The sequence below is a fragment of the Quadrisphaera sp. KR29 genome (genome assembly GCF_052644995.1).
Window position 1 is genome coordinate 216,008 of sequence record NZ_JBQXXG010000002.1, and the last position, 25,266, is coordinate 241,273.

Consider the following 25,266-nt stretch of genomic DNA (forward strand, 5'->3'; position numbering starts at 1 on the left):
CTCAGGGGAGCGGCTCGCCGGCCCACGCGTCGTCGAGGGGCCGGTAGCCCAGCACCCGGCGGGTGGTCGCCAGGTCGGCCTTGCGGTAGCGCCCGGCGGAGGTCCCGCCGACCACCACGAAGCCGGCGCCGTGGCCGACGGGCGTGCCGTCCGCCTCGCGCAGGTCGGCCTCCACGGAGGCGCGCAGCAGCTCAGCGGCGTCCCGCACCGACAGCCACGCCGCCAGCTCGCGGGGCGTGGTGCCGGGCCACGGCGGCGCCTGCTCGTTGAAGTACCCGATGCGGAGCGCCACGACCGACGTGGTGCTCGTGGCCGCGACCCAGGAGCCCACCAGCTCGGCCCAGCCCTTGGTGGCCCCGTAGAGGTTGGCCGGCCGCGGCGGGTCCTCGCTGCGGACCTGGTGCTCGGACGGTGGCGCGGAGACCGCCTGCAGGCTGCTGCACACCACCAGCCGCCGGACCCCGGCGGTCACCGCGGCGGCGGCCACGGCGTGCGTGCCCACCACGTTGGCGGGCAGCAGCTGCTCCCAGGTCGCCGCGGGGTCCGGGACCCCCGCGAGGTGGACGACGGCGTCGGCGCCCTCGAAGGCGGCGGTGCACGCCGCCTCGTCGGTGACGTCGAGCGCGTCCACGCCCAGCTCGCTGCCGGGCAGCGCGCCGGCGCGCAGGTCCGTCAGCCGCAGCCGCCACGCCGGGGGCAGCAGGGGGGCGGTGGCCCGCCCGATGCGGCCGGCGGCACCGGTGACGACGACGAGGGGGGCACCGCTGGCGGAAGGCACCTCCCGACGCTACCGACGGGTCGCACACTGGGCCCGTGGTGAGCACCTCTGCCCAGCCCTCGGCGCCCGCCCGCGTCCGGCGCGTCCACCCGGCGTGGGGCGTGGCCGCGGTCGCCTTCGTGGCGCTGGTCGGTGCGGCGGGCTTCCGCGCCGCGCCCGGGGTGCTCATGGTCCCGCTGCACGAGGAGCTGGGCTGGTCGACGTCCCTCATGTCGCTGGCGGTCAGCCTCAACCTCGTGCTCTTCGGGCTCACCGCCCCCTTCGCCGCGGCGCTCATGGAGCGCTTCGGCATGCGCCGCGTGGTCGCGTGCGCGCTGCTGCTCATCGCCGCCGGCGCGGCGCTGTCGTCGCGGGCGCAGGCGGCGTGGCAGCTGCTGCCCACCTGGGGCCTGCTCATCGGCCTGGGCACCGGCTCGATGGCCCTGGTGTTCGCGGCCACCGTCGCCGACCGCTGGTTCGTGCGGCGCCGGGGCCTGGTGATCGGCGTGCTGACCGCCGGGAGCGCCACCGGCCAGCTCTCGCTGCTGCCGGTGGTCGCCTGGGCCTCGGACTCCCTCGGCTGGCGCACCGCCGTGCTCGTGGTGGCCGCCGCGGCCCTCGCCGTCGTCCCCCTGGTCCTGCTGCTCCTGCGCGACAGGCCGCTCGACCTCGGTGTGCTGCCCTACGGCGCCGAGCCGGCCCCTGGGCCTGCGCCCGGGCCCGCCGCCGACGGCGCTGCGGCGGCGCCGCTGGAGCTGGCCGCGCCGCGGGTCGCGCCCCCGCAGGCCGCGGCCGCCCGGGGCGGTGCCGCCGGGCGCGCCGTCGAGGCGCTGCGGACGGCGAGCCGGCGCCCGGCGTTCTGGGCCCTCGCCGGTGCGTTCGCCATCTGCGGCGCCACCACCAACGGCCTGGTGGGGGTGCACTTCGTGCCGTCCGCGCACGACCACGGCATGGCGACGACGACGGCGGCGGGGCTGCTCGCCGTCGTCGGGGTCTTCGACATCGCCGGCACCATCGCCTCGGGGTACCTCACCGACAGGTTCGACCCGCGGCTGCTGCTGCTGGCCTACTACGCCTTCCGCGGGGTCGGCCTGCTGGTGCTGCCGTGGCTGCTCGGGCCCGCGGTGCACCCGAGCATGCTGCTCTTCGTCGTCGTGTACGGACTGGACTGGGTGGCCACGGTCCCTCCGACCGCGGTGCTGTGCCGGGAGGTCTTCGGGCCTGCGGGCACCGTCGTGTTCGGGTGGGTGTTCGCCTCCCACCAGCTGGGCGCCGCGGTGGCCGCGGGCGCGGCCGGGGTGCTGCGCGAGCAGACCGGCACGTACACCGCCGCGTGGGTGGGCGGGGCGGCGCTGTGCGGTGTCGCGGCGGTGCTGTCGGTCTCGCTGCGCCGCGCCCCGCGGACGCCGGCCGCCGCGCCGTCGTCGTCCTCGCCGGCCTGACCCTGCCGAGCGCAGCCGGGCGCCTGGTTGCGGTCCGGGCGGGCTGGGAAGCGCAGCCGGGCGCCCCGTTGCGGTGCCAGGGGGACGGGTCAGCAGCAGCGCGCGCCGGGGGAGGCGGCCTTGGCGTCCGTGCGCGCCCGCTCGAAGGCGCGCCGGCTCACGGGCTCGTGCCCGTGCTCGCGGCAGCGCTCCAGGTAGGCCTCCCAGCGCGCGGTGCCGCCGATCTCCCGCAGGTACCAGCGCACCCCGCCCACCGCCCGCGCGGCCGCGCCGGCGACCCGCGACCTCACCGGTGGCCCCCGCCGCGGTGCCCGTCGTCGTCGCGGCCGGGGTGCCAGGTGCCCCCGGCGGCGGCCGCGGCCGGGGCACCCGCCGCGGCGTGCCGGCGCGCCGCCTCCCTCTCCGCCGGCGTCGCGACCAGGCCGGCCGGCTCCACGAGCCGGGAGGGCTCGAAGGGCGCCTCGGTGGTGGGCAGCGAGCCCGCACGCAGCGCCCGGACGACCACGACGGCGGCGTTCGCGGCGACCACCACCACCAGCAGGGCGAACAGCGCCTGCAGCACGCCGTTGGTGGTGGAGTTGGTGACCACCTGCTGCATCTGCGCGGCGTCCTGCGCCGGGGCGAGCACCTCCCCGGCCTGCTGGGCGTCGCGGTAGCGCGAGGCCTGCGCGAAGTAGCCGATGGCGGGGTTGGAGGAGAAGACCTTCTGCCAGCTGGCCGTCATCGTGACCACCAGGTCCCACGCCAGCGGCACCCCGGTGACCCAGGCGTACCTGGCCCTGCCGTGCTTGATGAGCAGCGTGGTGCACAGGGTCAGGGCGATCGCCGCGAGCAGCTGGTTGGCGATGCCGAAGAGCGGGAAGAGCTGGTTGATGCCGCCCAGCGGGTCGGTGACGCCGGTGTAGAGGAAGTAGCCCCAGGCGCCCACCACGACAGCGCTGGCCAGGTAGGTGCCCGTGCGCCAGGTCAGGTCGCCGAACCGGGGCCAGACGTTGCCGACGGTGTCCTGCAGCATGAAGCGGCCCACGCGGGTGCCGGCGTCGACGGCGGTGAGGATGAACAGCGCCTCGAACATGATCGCGAAGTGGTACCAGAAGGCCTGCAGGTTCCCGCCGAAGGCCTCGTGGAAGATCTGGGAGATGCCCATCGCCAGCGTCGGGGCGCCGCCGGTGCGCGAGATGATGCTCGGCTCCTGGATGGCGGCGGCGGCCGCCGCCAGCGCGTCCGGGGCGGTGGGGAAGCCCAGGCCCGTCACGTACTGCGCCGCGGCGCCGGGCTCCCCGCCGGTCGCCCCGGCGGGGGCGTTCATCGCGTAGTACAGGCCCTGGTCGATCACCGAGGCGGCGATGAGCGCGCTGATGGCCACGAAGCTCTCCATGAGCATGCCGCCGTAGCCGATGAAGCGGACCTGGCGCTCCTTGGCGACCATCTTGGGCGTCGTGCCCGAGGAGATGAGGGCGTGGAACCCCGACAGCGCCCCGCACGCGATGGTGATGAAGACGAAGGGGAACAGCGACCCCGCGAAGACCGGCCCGTTCCCCTCCCGGGCGAAGCTGGTGACCGCGTCGTTGGCCAGCACCGGGCGCGCCAGCAGCAGCGCGGCGGCCAGCAGGACGATGACGCCGACCTTCATGAACGTCGACAGGTAGTCGCGCGGGGTCAGCAGCAGCCACACCGGCAGCACCGAGGCGACGAAGCCGTAGACCACCAGGGCGATGACCAGGGTCTCCTTGCTCAGCGTCAGCGACTCCGCCAGGCCGAGCTGCTCCACGTAGCCGCCGCCGATGATCGCCGCCAGGAGCAGCACCACGCCGATCGCCGTGGTCTCCAGCACGCGCCCGGGCCGCAGGTAGCGCAGGTAGACGCCCATGAACAGGGCGATGGGGATGGTCAGCGCGATGGAGAAGACCCCCCAGGGGGACTCGGCCAGGGCGTTCACGACGATGAGCGCCAGCACCGCCAGGATGATGATCATGATGGCGAACACCGCGACGAGCGCCGCGACCCCGCCGACCACGCCGATCTCCTCGCGCACCATCTGGCCCAGGCTCCTGCCGTTGCGGCGCATGGAGAAGAACAGGACGACGAGGTCCTGCACCGCCCCCGCGAAGATCACGCCGACGACGATCCAGATGGTGCCCGGCAGGTAGCCCATCTGCGCCGCGAGCACCGGACCCACCAGCGGGCCGGCCCCGGCGATGGCGGCGAAGTGGTGCCCGAACAGCACCCGGCGGTCGGTGACCTCGTAGTCGGTGCCGTTCTCCAGCCGCTCGGCGGGCGTGGCCCGCCGGTCGTCGGCGCGCAGCACGCGGTAGGTGATGAAGCGGGCGTAGAAGCGGTAGGCGATGGCGTAGGAGCACAGCGCCGCGAACAGCACCCACAGGGCGCTGACGGACTCCCCGCGCGAGACCGCCAGCACCGTCCAGCAGGCCGCGCCGACCAGGGACACGCCCGTCCAGAGCGCCACCTGCCCCGCCCTCGAGCGCGGTGGTGCCGTCTGCGGCAGCTCGACGTCGCCGGGTCCGGACGTCGTCGTCGTGGTGGCCATGGCCGCCTCCTCGGTCTCGCCTGTGAGAGCGCTGAGGAGGCTACGTCGCTGCGGCGGGGGCCGCCCGGCGGGGAGCGTCAGCGGTAGGCGAGCAGGCTGATCGCCACGTAGTGCGCCGGCCACGCCAGCAGCGTCAGGGCGTGGAAGACCTCGTGGAAGCCGAAGGTGCGCGGCCACGGGTCGGGCCGCTTGAGCCCGTAGACCACCCCGCCGACCGTGTACAGCGCCCCGCCGGCGAGCACGAGCACGAACACCGCCACCCCTCCGTGCTCGAGCAGCACCGGCAGGGCGGGCAGCAGCGCCCACCCGAGCACCAGGGAGATGCTCGTGTGCAGGGCGCGCGGGCAGCGCGGCCACAGCCAGCGGAACGCCACGGCCGCCAGCGCCGCCGTCCACACCGTGGCCAGCACCCCGACGCGCCACCCGCCGGTGAGCCCGAGCAGGGCCACGGGCGTCATGGAGCCCGCGATGACCAGCGGGATGTTGCCGTGGTCGGCCCGCATGAGCCACAGCCGCGCGCGGTCGGACCAGCGGAAGCGGTGGTAGACCGCGCTGGTGGCGAACAGCAGCGTGCTGGCACCGGCGTAGACGGCCACGGCCGTGGTGGCCGCCGCGCCGTTGGCCAGGCAGACCAGCACGATGCCCGCGGCGAGCACCAGGGGGACGGCGCCGGCGTGCAGCCAGCCGCGCATGAGGGGCTTGAGCACCGGGGCGAGGGCCGCGGGGGACGGCACCACGACCCGCGCCGGGACCGGCTGGGACGCGCTCACGGTCCCACCACCTTCCGCGCTCCGGGGACGACGTCGCGCACCGCCGGTCTACCACGGCTCCCTGGCAGCCGACAGCGCGCGCACCCGGCGGGGCTCACCCGCACAGCAGCCACACCGCCGCCGCGTGGACGGGCCAGGCGAGCACCGTCAGCGCGTGGAAGACCTCGTGGTGGCCGAACCAGCGCGCAGAGGGCTCCGGCCACCGGGTCGCGTACACCGCGCCGCCCGCGGTGAGCAGCAGGCCGACGACGACGACGAGGACGACCGCGCCCGGCCGGCCGGCGGCCGCGACCGCCGGCAGCGCCGGCAGCACCGACCACCCCAGCGCCACCGTCCCCGCCGTGTGCAGGGCGCGCGGGCAGCCGGGCCACAGCCAGCGCGCTGCGGCCAGCAGCCCCGCCGCCACCCACAGCCCCACCAGCAGCCGCTCCCCGCCGGGCCCGGGGACGCCGAGGACGAGCAGGGGCGTGGCGCCGGCGGCCACCGCCAGCGGGATGTTGCCGTGGTCGAGGCGCTGCACGCGCGGCAGCGCCCGCGCCGACCACCGCAGCCGGTGGTAGAGCGCGCTGGTGCTGAACAGCGCCGCGCTGACGGCCAGGTGGGCCGCCACGGCCGCCAACTGCGCAGAGGTGCCGGCGCGCGGGAGCAGCAGGAGCGCGCTGAGCAGCACCACCGGCACGAACGCGGCGTGGAGCCACCCGCGCAGCACCGGCTTCTCCGTGCCGGTGCCGACGGCCCCGCCGTCCGCCGGCGCACCGCCCCGCCGCAGGCGCTGGCGGGGCAGCGCCGCGAGGGTGTCGGCCGGGAGGGCGGGGGTGCTCGCGCTCACAGACCGCCTGTGTAGCGGTCTCGGAGTGCTCCGCGGCGACGCCCGGGTGGACGGTCGGTGACGGGTGCGCGAGAGGTCGGCGCCCTGGCCGGCGACGTGCCGCGCACCCCAGCAGCGGCGGCGGACGTCGGCTCAGGTCGTGCGCCGGTGTGGAGCCTCGGCGGATCGGCCCCGTGCGCGTGGTCGCCCGGTCACCGCGAAGGGGCGCATCCTTCCGACATCCGCACCCCCGGCGCCCTCAGCCCTGGGCGCCCGCACCCTCAGCCCTGGGCGCCCGCGCCGTGGCCGTGGTCGAGCGCCCCTGCCCCCGGGGGCAGCAGGCCGTCCAGGAGGGCCCCGCGGATGGCGGGGCGCGAGCCGAACACCAGCAGGAACAGCGCCTCGCGCACGGTCCGCTCGGCCAGCGACCCCGCGACGACGGCGCTGCTGCCCGTGGCCAGGGCGAGCGCGGCCGCGGCGCGCCAGGCGAGGTCGACGGCGGCGGCGCGGGCCCCCGGCAGCTCCTCGGGGCCGGCCGCGTCCAGGCGCGCCCGCACGCCCGCCAGCTCCTGCGCCAGCGCGGCGCCGCGCCCGGCGTGCCGCTCGTCGGCGTCCAGGGCGCGCGCGCAGCGCTGCACCAGGCCGAGCGCCAGCGAGCCGTTGGGGCGCAGGCCGGCCGCGTCGCCCGCGAGCAGCGCGCCGTGGTCCGCCCGGGCCACGAGCCTGTCGGCCCCCACCCGGAAGCCCTCCAGGTGCAGCTCGACGGTCCGGCTGGCGCGCACCGCGGCCAGCGGCAGCTCCTGCCCGCGCAGCCCGGGCACCTGCCCGCCGTCGCGGACCGCGGCCAGGTCGAGCAGCAGGAAGAGCACCTCCTCGCCGTCCCGCGCGGTGAGCAGCAGCGCGTCGAGCAGGCCCCAGCCCGTCACCCACGGCACGGTGCCGTCGAGCACCCAGCCCCCGCCGTCTGCCGGCGCCACCGGGCGCGCGACCACGGCCGCCGGGCCCGGCCGCAGGGCCGCCTGCAGGGCGATGCCGGCGTGGGCGCGACCGGCGCGCAGGTCGTCCAGCTGCGCGGCCCACCGCTCGTCGCCCGCCGCGGCCCCGGCGCCCAGCCAGCGCGCCACGCCCACCTGCTGGATCCACACGAAGGCGGTGGCCAGGTCTCCCGCGGCCAGCTCCTCCACGACGGCGAGCACGTCGTCGCCCTCCGCGGCGCGCAGGCCCGCCGCGGCCAGCGCGTCGAGGTGCGAGCGCGGCACCGCGCCGGCGGACTCCACGGCGTCCGCCTGCGGTGCCAGCAGCTCCTCGGCGAGGGCGCGCGCCGTCGCGGCCAGGGGGGCGGTGCCGGTCTGGGCTGCCACTCAGGGCTCCTCGGGGGTCCGGGGGGTCAGTGGTGGTGAGGGTCAGAAGTAGTAGGGGAACGGCGACCAGTCCGGCTCGCGGCGCTCCAGGAAGGCGTCACGGCCCTCGACGGCCTCGTCGGTCATGTACGCGAGCCGCGTCGCCTCCCCGGCGAAGACCTGCTGGCCCATCAACCCGTCGTCCACGAGGTTGAAGGCGAACTTCAGCATCCGCTGCGCCGTGGGGCTCTTGCCGCAGACCTCGGCTGCGACGCGCAGCGCCTCGCGCTCGAGGTGGGCGTGGTCGGCCACGACGTTGACGGCGCCCATGTCGGCCATCTCCTGCGCCGAGTAGGTCCGCCCGAGGAAGAAGACCTCCCGGGCGCGCTTCTGGCCGATCATCCGGGCCAGGTAGGCCGAGCCGTAGCCGGCGTCGAAGCTGCCGACGTCGGCGTCGGTCTGCTTGAACCGGGCGTGCTCGCGGCTGGCCACGGTGAGGTCGCAGACCACGTGCAGGCTGTGCCCCCCGCCGGCGGCCCACCCGGGCACCACGGCGACGACGACCTTCGGCATCGTCCGGATGAGGCGCTGCACCTCCAGCACGTGCAGCCGCCCGCCCTCGGCCGCCGCCCGCCGGGCGTCGACGCCGGCCGCCGTCTCGTCGGGGGCGCCGCCCTCCTGGTCCGACGCGTACTGGTAGCCCGAGCGGCCGCGGATGCGCTGGTCGCCCCCCGAGCAGAACGCGTGGCCGCCGTCCTTGGGGCTCGGGCCGTTGCCGGTGAGCAGCACGCAGCCGACGTCGGGGGAGCGGCGGGCGTGGTCGAGGGCGCGGAACAGCTCGTCGACGGTGTGCGGGCGGAAGGCGTTGCGCACGTGCGGCCTGTCGAAGGCGACCCTCACGGTGCCGCCGGCCGGCCCGGGGAGCACGCACCGGTGGTACGTCGTGTCCGTGAGCCCCTCGAAGCCGGGCACGACCTCCCACGCCGCGGCGTCGAAGGTGTCCGAGACCCCGGGCAGCGCGCTCACCCGGTCACCCTAGGCAGGCCGTCGGCGCTCAGGCGCTGGCCCCGCCCACGGACAGCCAGACCAGCCCCGCCCCGGCGGCCCACAGCACGGGCACGGCGAGCACCGCCGCGAGCGCCGTCCACCAGGCGCGGCGCCGGCGCACCAGCCGCACCACGGCCCACGCGCCCAGGGCCAGCAGCCCCGCCCACGGGCCGAGGGCGGCCGCGCCGACGCCCGCCGTCAGGCCGAGCTCTGAGCACTCGCCCTGGATGCCGCAGCCGTCGGCGGCCATGACCAGCAGCAGGCCGGCGCTGCTCGCCAGCACCGCCAGCACCGCACCGGCGAGCAGGAGCACCACGGTGACCACGAGGTCGGCGGTGGAGCGGGGGCGGCGAGCCTGGCCGAGGTCCCCGTCCACCGGAGGCGCGCTGCTGGTCATGGCCGGAGGGTAGGTCCGGCGGCGGTCGGCGGGCACGGTCCCACGCCGGTGCCCCGCGGGCCGTGGCAGTCTCGGGGGCGTGGCGCAGCTCAAGGTCTACGGTCGCGACACCTTCCTGCGGCAGGTGCGCCAGGAGCTCTCCGACCTCCTGCACGCCGCCGCCGTCGACGTCCTGCAGCTGCCGCCCGCCAAGCGGTTCCACCGCTTCTTCCCCATGGCCGCCGAGGACTTCCCCACCCCCGAGGGCCGCACCGAGCGCTACCTCGTCGTGGAGGTGCTCCTGTTCGAGGGGCGCTCGGTGGCGGCGAAGAAGGCCTTCTACGCGCGCCTGTACCGCGACGTCGCCGCCCTCGGCGTCGGGCCCGCCGACCTGGAGGTCGTGCTCCTCGAGACGCCGAGGCACGACTGGGCGGTCCGCGGCCTGCCGGGTGACGAGCTGGACCTGCCCTACCGCGTCGAGGTCTGAGCGGTCCGCCGTCAGCTCCCGTCGGAGCCTGGCAGGGCCCGCCGGACGGTCACGGTCGTGCCGTCGGGACCGGGGTCGATGTGGACCTCCCCGGCGGCGCTCATGAGGGCCGAGCCGTGCCCGCGGTCCATGCTCGAGCGCCGCGGGCGCCACCGGCCGTGGTCGCGCACCTGCAGCACCACCTCGCTGGCGCTGGTGCGCAGGGACACCTCCACCTCCGGGCGGCTGGGGTCCACGGCGTGCTCCACGGCGTTGTTGAAGGCCTCCGAGGCCGCCAGCAGCAGGTCGGCCTCGACGGCCTCCGGCACCCGGGCGCCCCGCAGCAGCCGGCGCAGCTCGCTGCGCACCCGGCTCGCCTCGGCGAAGTCGGCCGGGTGCACCAGCCGGGTGTCGACGTCCACCCGGGCCGCTGCGGCCAGGGGGCGCGTCCGGCGCCGTGCGGCGAGCACGGCGACGTCGTCGAGGCGCTCGCCGGCGCCGCCCCCGCCCAGGGCCGCCCGCACGAGGCCCTCGGCGCCCGCGGCCTCCCCGTCCCCGCGCAGCGCAGCGCGCACCCGCTCCAGCAGCTCCTGCGGACCGGCGTCGAGCTGGTCCCGGCGGTCCTCCACCAGCCCGTCGGTGTACAGCAGCAGGTGGCCGCCCTCGGGCAGGTGCGCGGTCGCCTCCTGCAGGGGGCGCGGCCAGCCCGTCCCGAGCGGCGGCTGCACGGGACCCTCCAGCCAGTCCGCCCGCGACCCGTCGGTGAGCACGGCGGGCGGGTGGCCCGCGGAGCACCACCGCAGCTGCCCGCCGGCGGGGTCGAGGCGCACGAGCAGCACCGTCGCGATGACGTCGTCCGGCAGGGCGCTGACCAGGGCGTCCAGGTGCCCCACCACCTGCGCCGGCCCCGCGCCGGCCAGGGCGTGGGACCGCGCCGCCACGCGCAGCTGGCCCATGACGGCCGCCGCCTGCAGGCCGTGGCCCGCCACGTCCCCCGCGCTGAGCAGGACACCGCCGCCGGGCAGCTCCACGACGTCGTACCAGTCCCCTCCCACCCGCACCTCGCTGCTGGCGGGCAGGTAGCGGACGGCGAGGTCGAGGCCGGGGACGGGGGGCAGGTGGTCGGGCAGCATGCTGCGCTGGAGGGTGAGCGCCACCTCGTGGGCCCTCCCCAGGCGCAGCGACCCCTCGACCAGGGCCGCCACGACCTGCGCGAGGGGAGCCAGCAGCGCCTGCTGCTGCGGGGTGCCGCGGCGGCCGGGGGCGGGGTGGACGGTCAGCACCCCCAGGGCCCTGCCGCCGCGCCCGCGGACCGGGACGGTGACGGCGTCGCCCCCCGCCCCCTCCGCGGGCACCGGCGGGTCCACGACGTGCACCGGGGGGCGCCCGTCCACGGCGTCGACGGCCAGGACCGCCGCCCGCCCGCCCAGCAGCGCCCGGGCCTGGGCGGTGGTGGCGCGCAGGCTGTCCTCCAGGGCCCGGTCCGAGCTGAGCTCGCCCGTCGCCTCGGCCAGGGCCGCCAGGTCGGCGGTGTGCCGGCTGCGCAGGCGGGCCAGCTGCACGGTGGTGCGCAGCCGGGCGACCAGGTCGGCCGCGGCGAAGGGCTTGGTGAGGTAGTCGTCCGCGCCCAGCTCCAGGCCCTCGACAGCGGCGTCCTGGCCGGCCCTGGCGGACAGGACGACGACGGGCAGCGCGGCGGTCCTCGGGTCGTGCCGCAGCGTCCGCACCAGGTCGAAGCCGTCCAGGCCGGGCATCATCACGTCGGTCAGCACCACGTCGTGCCGGCCCGCCAGCGCGGCGTCCAGACCGGCGGCCCCGTCGGCCTTCGCGTGCACGCGCCACCCCTGCGCGCTGAGCAGGCGCACGAGGTAGCCCCGCATGTCGGCGTTGTCGTCGACCACGAGCACGCGGACCCGGTCGGCGTCCTCGCCGGCTCCTGCCTCGCCCGCAGCCCCGCCGTCGGCGCCGCCGTCGTCGTCGTCGTCCTCGGCGTCGTGCTCGGCGGGCAGCCAGCCGACGGCCTCCTCGACGGCGGCGGCCAGCGCGCGGTGCTGGGCGGGGCCCGCCGCGCCGGTGGGCGCGGCGGGCGCGCCCGCCGCCGCGCTCGCCCAGGGCAGGGCGGCGGTGAAGGTGGTGCCGGTGCCCGGGGTGCTGGTGACCTGCACCTCGCCGCCGTGCAGCCGCACCAGCTCCCGCACCAGGGCGAGCCCGATGCCGGAGCCCTCGTGGCTGCGCGAGCGCGCTCCGTGGACGCGGTGGAAGCGCTCGAACAGCCGCGGCAGGTCGCTGGCGGCGATCCCGATGCCGGTGTCGGCGACGACGAGCTGGGCCCCCTCCGGTGCGGCGCGCAGGGTGACGGTGATGCCCCCGACGAAGGTGAACTTCAGCGCGTTGGAGACGAGGTTGGTGACCACCTTCTCCCAGTCCTCGGGGTCCACGGCCACCGGGCGCGGCAGCGGGTCGCACCTGACCGTGAAGGCCAGCCCGGCGCGCTCCACGGCCGAGCGGAAGCCGCTGGCCAGGTCCGCCGTCAGCCCGGCCAGGTCGACGGCCGCGGCCGGGCCCCGCGGGGCCCCGGCCTCCAGCGCGGTGAACGCGAGCAGGGAGTCGACCAGCTTCAGCAGCCGGGTCGCCCCGCGGCGCGCCACCTCCACGCGCTCGCGCTGGGCGGCCGGCAGCGGGGCGCGGGTGTCCTCCAGCGCGTCGCCGAGCGGCCCGAGCAGCAGCGTCAGGGGGGTGCGGAACTCGTGGCTGACGCCGGTGAAGAAGTGCGTCTTGACCCTGTCGAGCTCGGCGAGGGCCTCCGCCCGGGCCCGCTCCCGCTGGTAGGCCAGCGCCGTGCGCAGGGCGCCGCCGACCTGCTGCGCGAGCAGCTCGAAGAAGGAGCGGTGGCCCTCGTCGAGGGCGCGCGCGGGGCTGGCGGCCACCAGGGCCACCCCCAGCGGGCGCCCCGCCTCGTCGGGGGCGAGCGGCAGGGCCAGCACGTCGGTGACCGGGTCGGAGAAGGGACCGCCGCGGACGCCTCCCAGGCCGGCCAGCCCCGCCGGGTCGTGCAGGTGGCCGGGGACGCCGGCAGCCGCGCGCCCCATCTGCCAGGGGTCGGCCCCCGCCTCGTCCACCCGCTCGGGCAGCGGGTCGGCGCCGGCCAGGCGCGTGAGCCCACCGGCGCGGTCGGCCAGGTACAGCGCCGCGAGGGGCACGTCGAGCGGGTAGCGGGCGAGCACCTCGGCGACGGCCTCGGCGGTCCGCTCCGGCGTGGCGGTGGGGTCGGCCGGGACCGCCAGCTCGCGCAGCAGGCGCAGCCGGCGCTCTCCGACCACCTGCTCGGTGACCTCGCTGCAGACGGTGAGCACGCCGCGGACCACGCCGTCGTCGTCGCGCGCCGGGGCGTGGGAGACGCTGAAGTAGGCCTCCTCGCGGTAGCCGGACCGGGTCAGCAGCAGCTGCAGCGCCGGCACCCAGCTGGCCACTCCCGTCTCCATGGCGCCGTCGACGATCGGGGCGAGCACCGGCCAGCCGTCGGCCAGCGTCACGCGCACGTCGCCGCCCATGGCCGCCGGGTGGCCGTCCCCGATGAGCTCGGAGTAGGCGTCGTTGTACAGCTGGGTGTACTGCTCGCCCCACAGCAGCAGCATCGGGTAGCGCGAGGACAGGACCGTCCTGACGGCCGCGCGCAGCGACTGCGGCCAGCCGGCGACGGGCCCCACGGGGGTGGCGGCCCAGTCGGTGGCGGCCATGAGCCGCGCGGTCTGCGACGCGCCCGTGAAGAGGTCGTGGTGCTCGGGCACGCTGCAGCCTCCCACTCGCGCGCCGGCGTCACCCGCCATCCGCGCGCCGCCGTCCCGACCGGCCCAGCGCCGCGCCGACGAGGGGCGCGAGCAGGAGCATCACGAGCAGCCGCAGCACCTGCACGGCCAGCACCAGCGTCGTGTCGCCGCCGCTGTCCGCCGAGGTGGCCACCACCGCGTACAGCCCGCCCGGGGTGGTGGCCAGGTAGGCGTCCAGCGCGGACGCGCCGGCCCGGCGCAGCAGCGGCACCCCGACCGCCGCCGTCGCGCCGATGACGCCCGCGGTGAGCGCCAGCGCCGCCGGCAGCACCCGCGCCACCGCCCGCAGGGCTGCCGGCGTGAACGACAGCCCCACCTGCAGGCCGATCAGCGCGAACGCCACCTGCAGCACCGGCCCGGGCACGCCGGCGCCCTGCGCCAGCCCCGTCGCCGAGGCCGCCGCGGCGAGCACCACCGGCCCCAGCAGCGCACCGGCCGGCACCCGCGCCCGGCGCGCCAGCCAGGTCCCCGCCACGGCGACGACGACGGTGAACAGCGCGTCCGCCCACAGCGGCGCCGCGCTCGCGGTGAGGCCCCCGCCCGAGCCGCCGCCGGCACCCGGACCGCCTCCGAGCAGCAGCGCCACCACCGGCATCACGAGCAGGACCGCGAGCACGCGCAGGTACTGCACCACCGCGACGACCCGCTGGTCGGCGCCCAGCTCCCCGGCGATCGCGGTCAGGCCCGACGCGCCGCCGGCCACCATGGCGAAGGAGCCGGTGGCGGCGTCGACGTCGCGGTGCAGCGCCAGCAGCAGGCCGGCGAGCACGCTGATGAGCAGCGTCGCCAGGACGGCGGCCAGCACCGGGGCCCACGAGGCCCCCAGCTCGGCCAGCGCCGCGGGCTGCAGCAGCGCCCCGGACAGCACCCCCAGCACCGCCTGCGCGCCCCGGGAGGCGGGCGCGGCCACCTCCAGACGCGCCCCGCGCCGCCAGCGGGCGCGCGGCCAGCCGCCGAGGGCGACCACCAGGCCGACCAGCAGCCCCGCGAAGAGCGTCGCCGAGGGCACGCCCAGGAGCGCGCCGCCCGCCGCCAGCGCGGCGGTCGCCGCAGCGACCACGAGCCACGCCACCCGGCCAGGCTAGGCGGGCGCCGGATGGCCCGGCCGGCTGCCAGCCGTGATCCTGGCGGGGTGACTCCCGCGCCCCGCACGGCCCCCACCGCGCTGCCCCGCCTCGAGGGCCGCACCGTCGTCGTCTCCGGTGCCAGCTCCGGCATCGGAGCCGCCGCGGCCCGCCGCTTCGCCGCCGCCGGCGCCACCGTCGTGCCCCTGGGGCGCGACCCGCAGCGCACCGGGGCGCTGGCCGCCGAGCTGGGCGTGGAGCCGGTCCTGGCCGACTTCGCCCGCCTCGACGACGTGCGCCGCGCCGCCGCGGAGGTCCTCGAGCGCTGCGAGCGCATCGACGTCCTGGCCAACAACGCCGGCGGGACGTTCCCCCGGCGGGTGACCACGGAGGACGGCCACGAGAAGACCTTCCAGGTCAACCACCTCGCCACGTTCCTGCTCACGGCGCTGCTGCGCGAGCGCGTCGAGGCGACGCCGGGTGCGCGCGTCATCACCACCTCCAGCCGCGCCAACAGCTTCGGCCGGGTGGACCTGGAGGACCTGGACAGCACCGCCGGCCGCTACCGCAGCTTCAAGGTCTACGGGACCACGAAGCTCGAGAACGTCCTGTTCACCCGCGAGCTGTCCCGGCGCCTGGGCGGCACCGCCACCGCGACGTGCTTCCACCCCGGCGTGGTCGGCACCGCCTTCGGCGCGGACACGCCCGTCATCAGGGCGCTGTACCGCCCGCCCCTGAGCCGGGTCCTCACCATCACCGCCGAGGAGGGCGCCGCGCCGCTGCTGGCGCTCGCGACGCGCCCCGACCCCGAGACCGTGGACGGCGCCTACCTGGACAGGTTCGCACCCGGGCGCCCGAACCGGCAGGCCGACGACGTCGCCCTGGCCCGGGGGCTGTGGGAGAGGTCGGCGGCGATGGTCGGCGTCCCCGCCTGAGACCCACCGCTGCGAGCGCGGTCAGGCGCTCGCCAGGCCCCACGCGGCGCCCAGCGCGGCCACGGCCAGCGCCCCGGCGGCCACCACCGCCGCCGCCGTCGTCCAGCTCGCGACCCGCTCCCCGCGGCGCGGCAGCACCACGAGCAGGACGACGGCGAGCGCGGCGCACGCCCAGCCGGCCGCCGGCTGCCAGGGGAAGAGCAGCTCCGCCCGAGCGCCGTCCGCCAGGGGCACCGCGGCCAGCAGGCCGGTGGCGGCCCCGCGCAGGGGGCCCCGTTCGGCGGCCCGCACGTGCACGAGCGCGGCGACGACCACCGCGCTGACCAGGCCCGCCGCGACGTGCAGGACCACGGTCGACCACGCGTGCGGCGAGCCGCCCGCCAGAGCCGCCCACCCGTGGTAGCCGGCCACCAGGCCCTGCGTGGTGGCCACCGCCGCCACCAGGGACGCCCGCGGAGAGGGGCCGCCCTGCGTCCCGCGCCGGGGCAGCGCCGCCAGCACCGCCGTGGTCAGGGCCGCCGGCAGCAGCACCCACGCGGTCACCGAGTGCGCCAGCGGCCCCCACGCCGCCGGCAGCGCGCCCTGCGCCGCCTCGGTGGCCGCGCCCAGCAGCACGGCCGCGGCCGTCGCGGCGGTGACGGCCGCCACGGCCGGTGCGGCGTCCGCGGGGCCGCCCCGGCGCGGCGGCCGGCCCGCCGGGGCGGGGCGCCGGACGGGGGCGGCGGGGGCTGCGGCGCTCATGCGGCGAGGCTGCCCGCCCGCCGCGGACGCCGTCGTCAGCCCCGGGGGTCCCGGGCGGGGCCGCGGTGTCCGCCGGCGGGATGATCTGGGAGCGTGGCCCGGTGGTTCCGGGGACCGGCCGTGCTGGCGGCGTGCCACCGCTGGAGGACCTGCTGGCGGCAGCGGTGGTCGTGGCGCTGCCGCTGCGGGTGCGCTTCCGCGGCATCGACGTGCGCGAGGCGCTGCTGGTGAGGGGACCCGCGGGCTGGGGGGAGTTCGCCCCGTTCACCGAGTACGACGACGCCACCGCCGCCGCGTGGCTCGCCGCCGGGCTCGAGGCGGCGTGGCAGGGGTGGCCGGCGCCGCTGCGCGAGCGCGTCACGGTCAACGCCACCGTGCCCGCCGTGCCCGCCGCGAGGGTGCCGGAGGTGCTGGCCCGCTTCCCCGGCTGCACCACCGCCAAGGTCAAGGTGGCCGAGCGCGGGCAGTCCCTCGCCGACGACCTCGCCCGGGTCGCCGCGGTCCGGCGGGTGCTGGCCGAGCGCGACCCGGGCGGCGGGCGCGTCCGCGTCGACGCCAACGGCGGCTGGGGCGTGCAGGAGGCCGCCACCGCGCTCGCCGCGCTCGTCGACGGACCCGGGCAGGGCCCGCTGGAGTACGCCGAGCAGCCCTGCGCGGGCGTCGACGACCTCGTCGCGCTGCGCCAGCGGCTCGCGCACGACGGCGTGGGCGTCAGGGTCGCCGCCGACGAGAGCATCCGGCGCGCCAGCGACCCGCTGGCGGTGGTGCGGGCGGGGGCTGCCGACGTCGCCGTCCTCAAGGTGGCGCCCCTGGGCGGGGTGCGGTCCGTGCTGGCCCTGGCCGACCAGCTGCGCGCCGAGGGCCTGGCGCGGCACGGCCGGGCGGTGCCGGTGGTGCTCTCCAGCGCCCTGGACACCGCGGTCGGCCTGTCCGCCGGGCTGGCGGCGGCCGCGGCCCTGCCGCTGGCACCGGGGGAGGAGCAGCTGGCCAGCGGGCTGGGCACCGCCTCGCTGTTCGCCGCCGACGTGGCCGCCGGCCGCGAGCCGGCGGGCGGGAGCCTGCCGGTGGGCGCCGTGGAGCCCGACCCCGCGCTGCTGGAGCGCCACGCGGCGCCGCCCGAGCGCCGCGCGTGGTGGCTGCAGCGCCTGAGGCGCTGCCACGCGCTGCTGTGAGCACCGCCGCTGGTGATGATGTGCCGGTGACGCCCGCGACACCCCCGTCGACCCAGCCGTCGACGCAGCTGGCGCGCGTCGTCGTCGTCGCCCTGGCGCAGGCGGGGGTGCGCGAGGTGGTGCTCTGCCCCGGCTCGCGCTCGGCGCCGCTGGCCTACGCGCTGCACGACGCGGACGCCGCCGGCCTGCTTCGCCTCCACGTCCGCCACGACGAGCGGGCCGCGGCCTTCACCGCGCTGGGGATGGGCCGCGCCACCGGCGTGCCGGCGGTGGTGGTGACGACCTCGGGGACGGCGGTGGCCAACCTGCACCCCGCCGTCCTGGAGGCGGCGGAGTCGGGCGTGCCGCTGGTGGTCCTGTCCGCCGACCGCCCGCACGCGCTGCGCGGCACCTGGGCCAACCAGACCACGGCCCTGCAGGCCGGGCTGTTCGGCGCCGCCGCGCGCCTGGCGCTCGACCTCCCGGTGCCGGTGGCCCACGAGCCGCTGGCGCGGGCCCGGGCGACCTGGGCGGCCGCCGCGGCCGACCTGGTGGCCGCGGCGCGCGGGTGGCGCGGTGGGCGGCCCGGGCCTGTCCACGGCGACCTCGCCCTCGCCGACCCGCTGGTCCCCGACGTCCCCTGGGCAGCGCCCTCCCCGTCCGCGCCCGCCGGGGACGGCGGGCGAGGCGGGAGCGGTGCAGCAGGTCCGCGCCCGCCGGGTACCGCCGCCCAGGACGCGGTCGAGGAGCTGGCCGGGGGACCCGCGCGCACGGTGGTCGTGGCCGGTGACGGGCCCGCGGCGCTGGGGTCGCTCGCGCGCGAGCTGGCCGGGCGCTGCGGCTGGCCGCTGCTCGCCGAGCCGAGCTCCGGGGCGCGCAGCGGGCCCACCGCCGTGGCCGCCTACCGGCTGCTGCTGGACGACCCGGGCCTCGGCGGTGCCGTCGAGCGCGTCGTCGCCGTCGGGCGGCCCACCCTCAGCCGGCCGGTCAGCGCGCTGCTCGCCCGCGCCGACCTCGAGCTCGTCCAGCTGGTCACCCACCCCGACGACCCCGGCCCCGGGCCCGCCCGCCAGCACCGCCGCGTGCTGGTCGGCCCTGGCGGGCACGACGCCGCGGGCGGCCCCGCCGGCGGCCCGGCCACCGACGGCGCCTGGCTGCGCCGCTGGCAGCGCGCCGGCGCCGCCGCGCAGGCGGCGACCGACGCCGTCCTGGACGACGAGGCCCGCGCGGGTCGCCTCACCGGCCCGCTGCTGGCCCGGGAGGTCGCCGCGGCCACCGGCGCCGGCCACGTCCTGGTCGCCGCGGCCTCCAACGCCGTCCGCGACCTCGACCTCGCCGCCGCCCCCTGGGCCGACCCGGCGGCCGCGCCCCTCGTGCTGGCCGGTCGGGGCCTCTCCGGCATCGACGGCACGCTGTCCACCGCCGCCGGCGCCGCGCTGGCCGCGGGGGCGCCCACCACCGCGCTGGTCGGAGACCTCGCCGCCCTCCACGACGCGAACGGGCTGCTGGTCCCGCCCGGCGAGCCCCAGCCCGACCTGCGCGTCGTCGTCCTCGACGACGACGGCGGGGGCATCTTCTCCGGGCTGGAGCAGGGCGACCCGACCCACCCCGACCGCGCCCGCGTCTTCGAGCGGCTCTTCGGCACCCCGCACGGGCGCGACCTCGTGGCGCTGGCCGCCGCCCTCGGCGTCCCGGCGCGCCGGGTGGCCGACCTCGCGGACCTGCGCCGCGCCTTGGCCGCCCCCGTGAGCGGGCGGGAGGTGCTCGTGGTGCCCGCCGACCGCGCGGGCCTGCGGGCGCTGCACGCGCGGGTGCGCGGGCGGGTCCGCAGCGCCGTCAGCGGGCTCGCCGCCGGCGGCTGAGGGTCAGGCGCCGCCGAGCGCGTCGCGCACGGGCACCAGCTTGGCGTCGGACTCGGCCAGCTCGGCCATCGGGTCCGAGCCCGCCACCACCCCGCAGCCGGCGAACAGCCGCACCCGGCGGGCGTCGTCGGGGTCGATGCGCGCGCAGCGCAGCGCCAGCCCGACCTCGCCGTCGCCGTCGGCGTCGACCCAGCCGACGGGGCCGGCGTACCTGTCGCGGTCCATGCCCTCCAGCTCGGCGATCACCGCTGCCGCCTCGGGCGTCGGGGTCCCGCACACCGCGGCCGTGGGGTGCAGGGCGGCGGCCAGCTCCAGCACGCCGGGCGCACCGCCGTCGCGGGCGTCGTCGAGCACCCCGGTGACGTCGGAGGCCAGGTGCATGACGTTGGGCAGGTGCAGCACGAACGGCGCGTCGGGCGCCGTGGTCGTGCGGCAGTGCGGGGCCAGCGCCGAGACCACCGAGCGCACCGCGTACTCGTGCTCCTCCAGGTCCTTGCCGGACCGGCTCAGCGAACCCGCCAGCGCCGCGTCGCGCTGCTCGTCGCCGGTGCGCCGGATCGTGCCGGCCAGGACCCGGGAGTGCACCAGGCCGCGCTCGCGGCGCACCAGCAGCTCCGGCGTGGCGCCGACCAGGCCGTCGACGGAGAAGGACCAGCACGAGGGGTAGGCCTGCGCCAGGCGGGCCAGCAGCCAGCGGGCGTCCACCTCGCGCTCGGCCTCGGCCAGCAGGTCGCGCGCCAGCACGACCTTCTCCAGCTCCCCGGCCTGGATGCGCGCGACGGCGCGGGCCACGGCGGTGGCCCAGCGCGGCCCGCACAGCGCGCCGTCGGCGTAGCGCACGGCGCCCGGTCCGCGGACGGGCTCGACCGCTGCCGCGGAGCCCCCGCCGACGTCGGCGCCCGGGCCCGTGACGGGGGCGTCCACCGGCTCCGCCGTGGTCACCCACACGACGTCGCCGCGGCGGCCCACGACCACCTCGGGCACCACCAGCACGCCGCCGCCGGCGGAGGCGGCGTCGAAGGACAGCGACGTGAACGCGACCGGGCCGGTGCCCGGCAGCCGGACGTCGTCGACCACGGGCGCACCCAGCACCAGGTCGCGCCAGGCGTGCGCCGCGGTCGCGAAGCGGTGCTCGCCGCCGGCGGCGACCCGGGCGGCCTGGCCCCACCCCACCAGGCCCTCCCCGCGGCGCACCCACGCCAGGGGGCTGGTGGACGGCGAGCGGCGGGCCAGGACCTCCAGCAGCGGCCCCGGGTCGGCGACCCTGGTGGTGCGCCAGCGCAGCCGGCCGCCGGAGGACAGCCCGGCGCCCGGGACCCCCGGCTCGAGCGAGCGGGGCTGGGGCGGGCGGCCGGGGCGGCCGACGGTGGTGGTCATCAGATCCAGGCTAGGCGTCCGCCGCGGCCCCGCAGCCCGCAGCCGCCCGCGCGGGCGATGACGTCCACCACACCGGAGCAGCCGGCGGTGGGCGGCGCGCGGGGCCGGTCAGCCGCGCAGGGCCGCCTGGACCGCGTCGGCGCCGGCCGCTCCCGCGGGCAGCACGACGAACTGCCGCAGCACCAGGTCCGCCCCGGTCACCGGCCCGCGCGGGCCGGGCACCGCGTCGACGCTGATGCCGGTCTCCGGCACGCCCAGCAGCTTGTAGCCGTCCAGCAGCCGGGTGGTGGTGTTCCAGAAGCCGCCCGTGCCGCCCCAGGCGCCGAGGAACCCAGCGGCGGTCGCGGCGTCCTCGGTGACCACGGTGGCGGCGATCCCGCTGGTCTCCTGCGCGGCCAGCGCCACCGCCTCCAGGGGCCCCGCCACGGGCGCCACCGTGACGTGCGCCTCGCGCCCGCTGTCCAGCGCCCACTCGTGGCCCAGCGCGTGCTCGTGCGGGGGCAGCAGCGCCTCCACTCCCGCCTCGCCGAGCACCTCGACGGCCACCTGGCTCAGCTCCTCCCACCGGGCGGCGTGCACGAGCAGCAGGTTGAGGCGGTTGCACACCCCGAGCCGGTCCACGCCCGCGCGCAGGAGCGCGCGGAAGACGTCGAGGTCGGCGGCCGCGTCGGCGTACATGACGCCGCCGCCGTCGGCGTGGGCGAGCACGCGGGTCCCGGCCGCCGCGCCGAGGCGCGACAGGTGGCGGGTGGTCTCCCCGGAGCCGCGCACGATGACCAGCGGCACCAGGTCGGGCTGGGCCACGAGGGCCTCGGCGGCGTCGTGGCCCGGCAGGCGGACCAGCTCCACCGCGCCCCCGGGCAGGCCGGCCTCGGCCAGGGCCGGTGCCAGGACCTCGTCGACGAGGACGGCGGAGGTGCGCAGCGCCGCGGAGCCGGTGCGCAGCACCGCGGCGCTGCGGGCCCGCAGCACCTGGCCGGCCACGTCGAGCGTGACCGCCGGGCGGGCCTCGTAGGTGGCGCCGATGACGCCGACGGGCACGCGCCGCTCCCACACCGCGCCCTCGCCGCCGGGCAGGTCGCGCACGAAGGACGTGCGCGGCTGGGCGGGCAGCGAGGCGATCTCGCGCAGCTGCTGCGCGGCGGACTCCAGGCGCGCGGGGTCCAGGCGGAGCCTGTCGAGCAGGCCGGGGCTCGTCCCGCCGGCCTCCGCGGCGGCGACGTCGGCGGCGTTGGCCTCCAGCACCGCGCCCGCCGCGCGCGCGACCCGGTCGGCGGCGGCGGACAGGGCCCGGCTGACCTGGTCGTCCGGCGCGGTGCGCAGGGAGGCCGCCGCGGCGGCGGCGCGCGCTGCCGCCTCCCGCACCGCCTGGACGGCGCTGCCGGTGTCGCTGGTGCTGGCGGTGCTGCTGCTCACGGCGGCAGAGCCTACGGCCCACGGGAGGACCGCCCATGATCGCGGGCGAGGTGGCGGAGGTCACCGCTCGGGCGGCCGATCACGGCGAGAGGGGTCGGCGGGGGTGCGGGACGATGGGCGCGTGACCCGCGCCGACCTCGCCAAGGCCCCGCACGAGGTGGCCGCCATGTTCGACGGCGTGGCCAGCCGCTACGACCTGACCAACTCCGTGCTGAGCCTGCGCCAGGACAGGTCCTGGCGCCGGGCCGTGGTGCGAGCGCTCGACCTGCGCCCGGGGGAGAAGGTGCTGGACCTGGCCGCCGGCACGGGCACCTCCACCGAGCCCTTCGCCGCGCTCGGCGCGCGCCCGGTCGCCTGCGACTTCTCCCGCGGCATGCTCGCCGTGGGGGCGAGCCGCCGTCCCGACCTGCCCTTCGTGGCCGGCGACGCCACCCGCCTGCCGTTCGCCGACGGCGCCTTCGACGCGGTGACGATCAGCTTCGGGCTGCGCAACGTCGTGGAGCCCCGGGCGGCGCTCGCGGAGATGCTGCGGGTGACGCGCCCCGGCGGCCGGCTGGTCGTCTGCGAGTTCTCCCACCCGACGTGGGCACCCTTCCGCACCGTCTACACCGAGTACCTCATGCGGGCGCTGCCGCCGCTGGCCCGGCGCACCGCGAGCAACCCCGAGGCCTACGTCTACCTCGCCGAGTCGATCCGCGCCTGGCCCGACCAGGCGGGCCTGGCCGGATGGGTGCAGGAGGCCGGGTGGGCGGGCGTGGCCTGGAAGGACCTCACCGGCGGCATCGTCGCGCTGCACCGCGCCACCCGTCCGTGACCGCCGCCGGCACGACGGCGGCGGGTGCCGCCGGCACGACGGCGGAGGACGCCGGCGCAGGCACCAGCGCCGACGTCGTCGTGGTCGGTGCCGGCCCGGCCGGGGCGTCCGCGGCGGCGCACCTCGCCGCGGCCGGCCTCGACGTCGTCGTCCTGGAGAAGGCCGCCTTCCCGCGCGACAAGGTCTGCGGCGACGGGCTGACTCCCCGCGCGGTGCGCGAGCTGGCCCACCTCGGCATCACCGAGGCCGAGCAGGAGGGGTGGGCGCGCACCCGGGGCCTGCGGCTGGTCGGCGGCGGGCGCAGCTACGACATCCCGTGGCCGCAGCTGGCCTCCTTCCCCGACCACGGCCTGGTGCGCACCCGCGGCGACTTCGACGAGGTGCTCGCCCGCCACGCCCAGCGCCGCGGCGCCCGCCTGCTGGAGCGCACCGCCGCCACCGCCCCCGTGCTCGACGAGCGCACCGGCCTGGTCACCGGGGTCCGCGCGAGGCCCGTCGACGAGCGCGGCCGCGCCGCCGGCCCGGAGGTGCTGCACCGCGCCCGCGTGGTGCTCGCCGCGGACGGCGTCTCCAGCCGGACCGCGGTGGCCCTGGGCCTGGAGCGACGCCCCGACAGGCCCCTGGGCGTCGCGGCGCGCGCGTACTTCCGCACCCCCCGCAGCCACGAGCCGTGGATGGAGAGCTGGCTGGAGCTGTGGTCCGGGGAGCCGCGCCGCTCCCCGCTGCTGCCCGGCTACGGCTGGATCTTCGGGCTCGGTGACGGGCGCGCCAACGTGGGCCTCGGCGTCATCGACGCCTCCCAGCCGGTGGACCTCAAGGCCGTGCTGAAGCAGTGGCTCGCCACCACGCCGGCGGACTGGACCCTCGACGAGGACCACCGCGAGGGGCCCGTGCGCAGCGCCGCGCTGCCGATGGGCTTCAACCGCACCCCCCACGCCAAGGACGGGGTGCTGCTGCTGGGTGACGCCGGCGGCATGGTCAACCCCTTCAACGGGGAGGGCATCGAGTACGCGCTGCACTCGGGCCGCCTCGCCGCCGAGGTGGTCGCCGACGCCCTGGACGCCGACCGGGTGCTCGGGGCGCGCGGGCGCGAGCGCGCGCTGCAGGCCTACCCGGCCGCGCTGCGCACCGAGCTGGGCGGCTACTTCACCCTCGGGCGCGCCTTCGCCCGCCTCATCGCCCACCCGCCGGTGCTCGCGGCCGCGGTGCGCCTGGGCCTGCCTCGCCGCTCGGTGATGCACCTGGTGGTCAAGCTGCTCGCCAACCTGGCCGAGCCGACCGGCGGCGATGCCGCCGACCGCGTGGTGACCGCGCTCTCGCGCCTGGCCCCGGCGGGGAGGTGACCTAGGCTGTGACCGTGGTCAGGGGAGCGGTCTTTCCTGCGCCCCCGGTGCCAGTGCTCGCCCGGGCGCGCGGCGCTGCCGCCGTCCCCGACGTCGACGACGCGCTCACCGCGCACGTCCTCGCCGGCCTGGACGTCGTCGAGGGCCGCCTGCGCGAGGCCGTGCGCCACACCGACCGGCTCGCGGACGCCACCTCCCGCCACCTGGTCGAGGCCGGCGGCAAGCGCGTGCGCCCGATGCTCACGCTGCTCGCCGCGCACCTCGGGGACCCCGACGCCCCCGAGGTGCTCTCCGCCGCCGTGGTGGTCGAGCTGGTGCACCTGGCGAGCCTCTACCACGACGACGTCATGGACGACGCCCCGCTGCGCCGCGGTGCACCTGCCGCGCAGGCCAAGTGGGGCAACGACGTCGCCATCCTCACCGGTGACCTGCTCTTCGCCCGCGCGTCGCGGCTGGTCGCCGACCTCGGCCCCGACGCGGTGCGCCAGCAGGCCGAGACCTTCGAGCGGCTCTGCCTGGGCCAGATGCACGAGACGGTCGGCCCGCGCCCCGACGAGGACCCGGTGGCGCACCACCTGCAGGTGCTCTCGGACAAGACGGGCTCCCTGATCGCCCTCGCGGGCCGCTTCGGGGCCCGGCTGTCCGGCGCCGCCCCCGAGGTGGTCGAGGTGATGCGCCTGTACGGCGAGCGGGTCGGGGTGGCCTTCCAGCTGGCCGACGACGTGCTCGACCTGTCCCGCTCCCCGCAGGACGCGGTGGCGGCCACCGGCAAGGCCGCCGGCACCGACCTGCGCGAGGGCGTGCCCACGCTGCCGGTGCTGCTCGCCCGGCGCGCCTCCGCCGCGGGCAGCGCCGAGGCCGCCGCCCTGGTGGAGCTGCTCGACGCCGACCTGTCCACCGACCAGGCGCTGGCGCGCGCCGTCGACGCGCTGGCAGCCTCCCCCTACGCGGCCGCCGCCCAGGAGACCGCCCGCGACTGGTCGGCCTCGGCCGTCGAGGCCCTCGAGGCGCTGCCCGAGGGGCCCGTGCGCGACGCGCTGGCCTCCTTCGCGCGCAGCACCACCGAGCGCGACCGCTGACCGACCACTGACCCGGCGCTGACCCGGCGCTGACCCGGCGCTGACCCGGCGCTGACCCGGCGCTGACCGGCCGACGGGCGTCTGACCCGCGCGCCACCGGGTA

At 78.4% G+C, this 25,266-nt stretch carries 21 protein-coding genes; 8 read left to right on the top strand and 13 right to left on the bottom strand.

Annotated elements, in window-relative coordinates; genetic code table 11:
* Position 1: 1 nt before the first annotated feature.
* Positions 2-778: an NAD-dependent epimerase/dehydratase family protein gene (locus ACUN9U_RS02775; protein ID WP_445483385.1), complete on the bottom strand. Its 777-nt coding sequence runs from the start codon at positions 776-778 to the stop codon at positions 2-4.
* 35 nt (positions 779-813) lie between these two features.
* On the opposite strand from ACUN9U_RS02775, the gene ACUN9U_RS02780 reads away from it, so the two are divergent.
* Complete coding sequence (locus ACUN9U_RS02780) at positions 814-2,199, top strand: MFS transporter (RefSeq protein ID WP_445483386.1); 1,386 nt, start codon at positions 814-816, stop codon at positions 2,197-2,199.
* An 89-nt stretch (positions 2,200-2,288) separates the two neighbouring features.
* On the opposite strand, the gene ACUN9U_RS02785 is transcribed toward ACUN9U_RS02780, so the two are convergent.
* From ACUN9U_RS02785 to ACUN9U_RS02815, 7 genes are all read right to left on the bottom strand, one after another.
* The gene (locus ACUN9U_RS02785) at positions 2,289-2,489 is read right to left on the bottom strand and encodes a YbdD/YjiX family protein (protein ID WP_445483387.1); all 201 of its coding nucleotides are present in this window, start codon (positions 2,487-2,489) and stop codon (positions 2,289-2,291) included.
* Positions 2,486-4,747 (bottom strand): carbon starvation CstA family protein, encoded by a 2,262-nt coding sequence (locus ACUN9U_RS02790; RefSeq protein ID WP_445483388.1) that lies wholly within the window; start codon positions 4,745-4,747, stop codon positions 2,486-2,488. Before ACUN9U_RS02790 ends, ACUN9U_RS02785 begins: the two co-directional genes overlap by 4 nt.
* A 77-nt stretch (positions 4,748-4,824) precedes the next feature.
* On the bottom strand, positions 4,825-5,517 hold the full coding sequence (gene trhA / locus ACUN9U_RS02795; RefSeq protein ID WP_445483389.1) for a PAQR family membrane homeostasis protein TrhA: 693 nt from the start codon (positions 5,515-5,517) through the stop codon (positions 4,825-4,827).
* Positions 5,518-5,611: 94 nt separating this feature from the next.
* Positions 5,612-6,346, bottom strand: coding sequence for a hemolysin III family protein (locus ACUN9U_RS02800; protein ID WP_445483390.1), 735 nt, complete (start codon positions 6,344-6,346; stop codon positions 5,612-5,614).
* 260 nt (positions 6,347-6,606) lie between these two features.
* The gene (locus tag ACUN9U_RS02805) at positions 6,607-7,686 is read right to left on the bottom strand and encodes an acyl-CoA dehydrogenase family protein (RefSeq protein ID WP_445483391.1); all 1,080 of its coding nucleotides are present in this window, start codon (positions 7,684-7,686) and stop codon (positions 6,607-6,609) included.
* 42 nt (positions 7,687-7,728) lie between these two features.
* Complete coding sequence (locus tag ACUN9U_RS02810; RefSeq protein WP_445483392.1) at positions 7,729-8,691, bottom strand: 1,4-dihydroxy-2-naphthoyl-CoA synthase; 963 nt, start codon at positions 8,689-8,691, stop codon at positions 7,729-7,731.
* A 28-nt stretch (positions 8,692-8,719) separates the two neighbouring features.
* Positions 8,720-9,202 (bottom strand): DUF6264 family protein, encoded by a 483-nt coding sequence (locus ACUN9U_RS02815; protein WP_445483393.1) that lies wholly within the window; start codon positions 9,200-9,202, stop codon positions 8,720-8,722.
* On the opposite strand from ACUN9U_RS02815, the gene ACUN9U_RS02820 reads away from it, so the two are divergent.
* A complete protein-coding gene (locus tag ACUN9U_RS02820; RefSeq protein ID WP_445483394.1) occupies positions 9,189-9,575 on the top strand; it encodes a tautomerase family protein in 387 nt (128 codons plus the stop codon). The genes ACUN9U_RS02815 and ACUN9U_RS02820 overlap by 14 nt on opposite strands.
* 11 nt (positions 9,576-9,586) lie before the next feature.
* Here the strand turns inward: ACUN9U_RS02820 and ACUN9U_RS02825 are convergent, their stop codons facing one another.
* Positions 9,587-13,342 (bottom strand): SpoIIE family protein phosphatase, encoded by a 3,756-nt coding sequence (locus ACUN9U_RS02825; RefSeq protein WP_445483395.1) that lies wholly within the window; start codon positions 13,340-13,342, stop codon positions 9,587-9,589.
* 28 nt (positions 13,343-13,370) lie between these two features.
* Positions 13,371-14,453 (bottom strand): AbrB family transcriptional regulator, encoded by a 1,083-nt coding sequence (locus ACUN9U_RS02830; protein ID WP_445483396.1) that lies wholly within the window; start codon positions 14,451-14,453, stop codon positions 13,371-13,373.
* A 60-nt stretch (positions 14,454-14,513) separates the two neighbouring features.
* On the opposite strand from ACUN9U_RS02830, the gene ACUN9U_RS02835 reads away from it, so the two are divergent.
* On the top strand, positions 14,514-15,380 hold the full coding sequence (locus ACUN9U_RS02835; protein WP_445483397.1) for an SDR family NAD(P)-dependent oxidoreductase: 867 nt from the start codon (positions 14,514-14,516) through the stop codon (positions 15,378-15,380).
* A gap of 21 nt (positions 15,381-15,401) precedes the next feature.
* On the opposite strand, the gene ACUN9U_RS02840 is transcribed toward ACUN9U_RS02835, so the two are convergent.
* Positions 15,402-16,121 carry a DUF6518 family protein gene (locus ACUN9U_RS02840; RefSeq protein WP_445483398.1) on the bottom strand — a complete coding sequence of 240 codons (720 nt, stop codon included), beginning with the start codon at positions 16,119-16,121 and terminating at the stop codon, positions 15,402-15,404.
* A gap of 80 nt (positions 16,122-16,201) precedes the next feature.
* Between ACUN9U_RS02840 and ACUN9U_RS02845 the strand changes: the two genes are divergently transcribed.
* Complete coding sequence (locus ACUN9U_RS02845) at positions 16,202-17,293, top strand: o-succinylbenzoate synthase (RefSeq protein WP_445483399.1); 1,092 nt, start codon at positions 16,202-16,204, stop codon at positions 17,291-17,293.
* Between the two features lie 26 nt (positions 17,294-17,319).
* A complete protein-coding gene (menD, locus tag ACUN9U_RS02850) occupies positions 17,320-19,134 on the top strand; it encodes a 2-succinyl-5-enolpyruvyl-6-hydroxy-3-cyclohexene-1-carboxylic-acid synthase (RefSeq protein ID WP_445483400.1) in 1,815 nt (604 codons plus the stop codon).
* A gap of 3 nt (positions 19,135-19,137) precedes the next feature.
* Here menD and ACUN9U_RS02855 read toward each other — a convergent pair whose 3' ends face one another.
* The gene (locus ACUN9U_RS02855; RefSeq protein WP_445483401.1) at positions 19,138-20,511 is read right to left on the bottom strand and encodes an isochorismate synthase; all 1,374 of its coding nucleotides are present in this window, start codon (positions 20,509-20,511) and stop codon (positions 19,138-19,140) included.
* A 108-nt stretch (positions 20,512-20,619) separates the two neighbouring features.
* Positions 20,620-21,927: an aldehyde dehydrogenase family protein gene (locus tag ACUN9U_RS02860; RefSeq protein WP_445483402.1), complete on the bottom strand. Its 1,308-nt coding sequence runs from the start codon at positions 21,925-21,927 to the stop codon at positions 20,620-20,622.
* A gap of 121 nt (positions 21,928-22,048) precedes the next feature.
* On the opposite strand from ACUN9U_RS02860, the gene ACUN9U_RS02865 reads away from it, so the two are divergent.
* The 3 genes from ACUN9U_RS02865 to ACUN9U_RS02875 are packed head-to-tail and all read left to right on the top strand — an operon-like array spanning position 22,049 to position 25,163.
* Positions 22,049-22,741 carry a demethylmenaquinone methyltransferase gene (locus ACUN9U_RS02865; protein ID WP_445483403.1) on the top strand — a complete coding sequence of 231 codons (693 nt, stop codon included), beginning with the start codon at positions 22,049-22,051 and terminating at the stop codon, positions 22,739-22,741.
* Positions 22,738-24,084 (top strand): geranylgeranyl reductase family protein, encoded by a 1,347-nt coding sequence (locus ACUN9U_RS02870; RefSeq protein WP_445483404.1) that lies wholly within the window; start codon positions 22,738-22,740, stop codon positions 24,082-24,084. Before ACUN9U_RS02865 ends, ACUN9U_RS02870 begins: the two co-directional genes overlap by 4 nt.
* 14 nt (positions 24,085-24,098) lie before the next feature.
* Entirely contained in the window at positions 24,099-25,163 is a 1,065-nt protein-coding gene (locus ACUN9U_RS02875) for a polyprenyl synthetase family protein (RefSeq protein WP_445483405.1), read from the top strand.
* The last annotated feature ends 103 nt before the right edge of the window (positions 25,164-25,266 follow it).

Bases quoted from the DNA above. Each gene is read 5' to 3' on its own strand.
- ACUN9U_RS02790 (WP_445483388.1), bottom strand. From the start codon at position 4,747: ATGGCCACCACGACGACGACGTCCGGACCCGGCGACGTCGAGCTGCCG.
- ACUN9U_RS02840 (WP_445483398.1), bottom strand. From the start codon at position 16,121: ATGAGCGCCGCAGCCCCCGCCGCCCCCGTCCGGCGCCCCGCCCCGGCG.
- ACUN9U_RS02845 (WP_445483399.1), top strand. From the start codon at position 16,202: ATGATCTGGGAGCGTGGCCCGGTGGTTCCGGGGACCGGCCGTGCTGGC.
- ACUN9U_RS02855 (WP_445483401.1), bottom strand. From the start codon at position 20,511: ATGACCACCACCGTCGGCCGCCCCGGCCGCCCGCCCCAGCCCCGCTCG.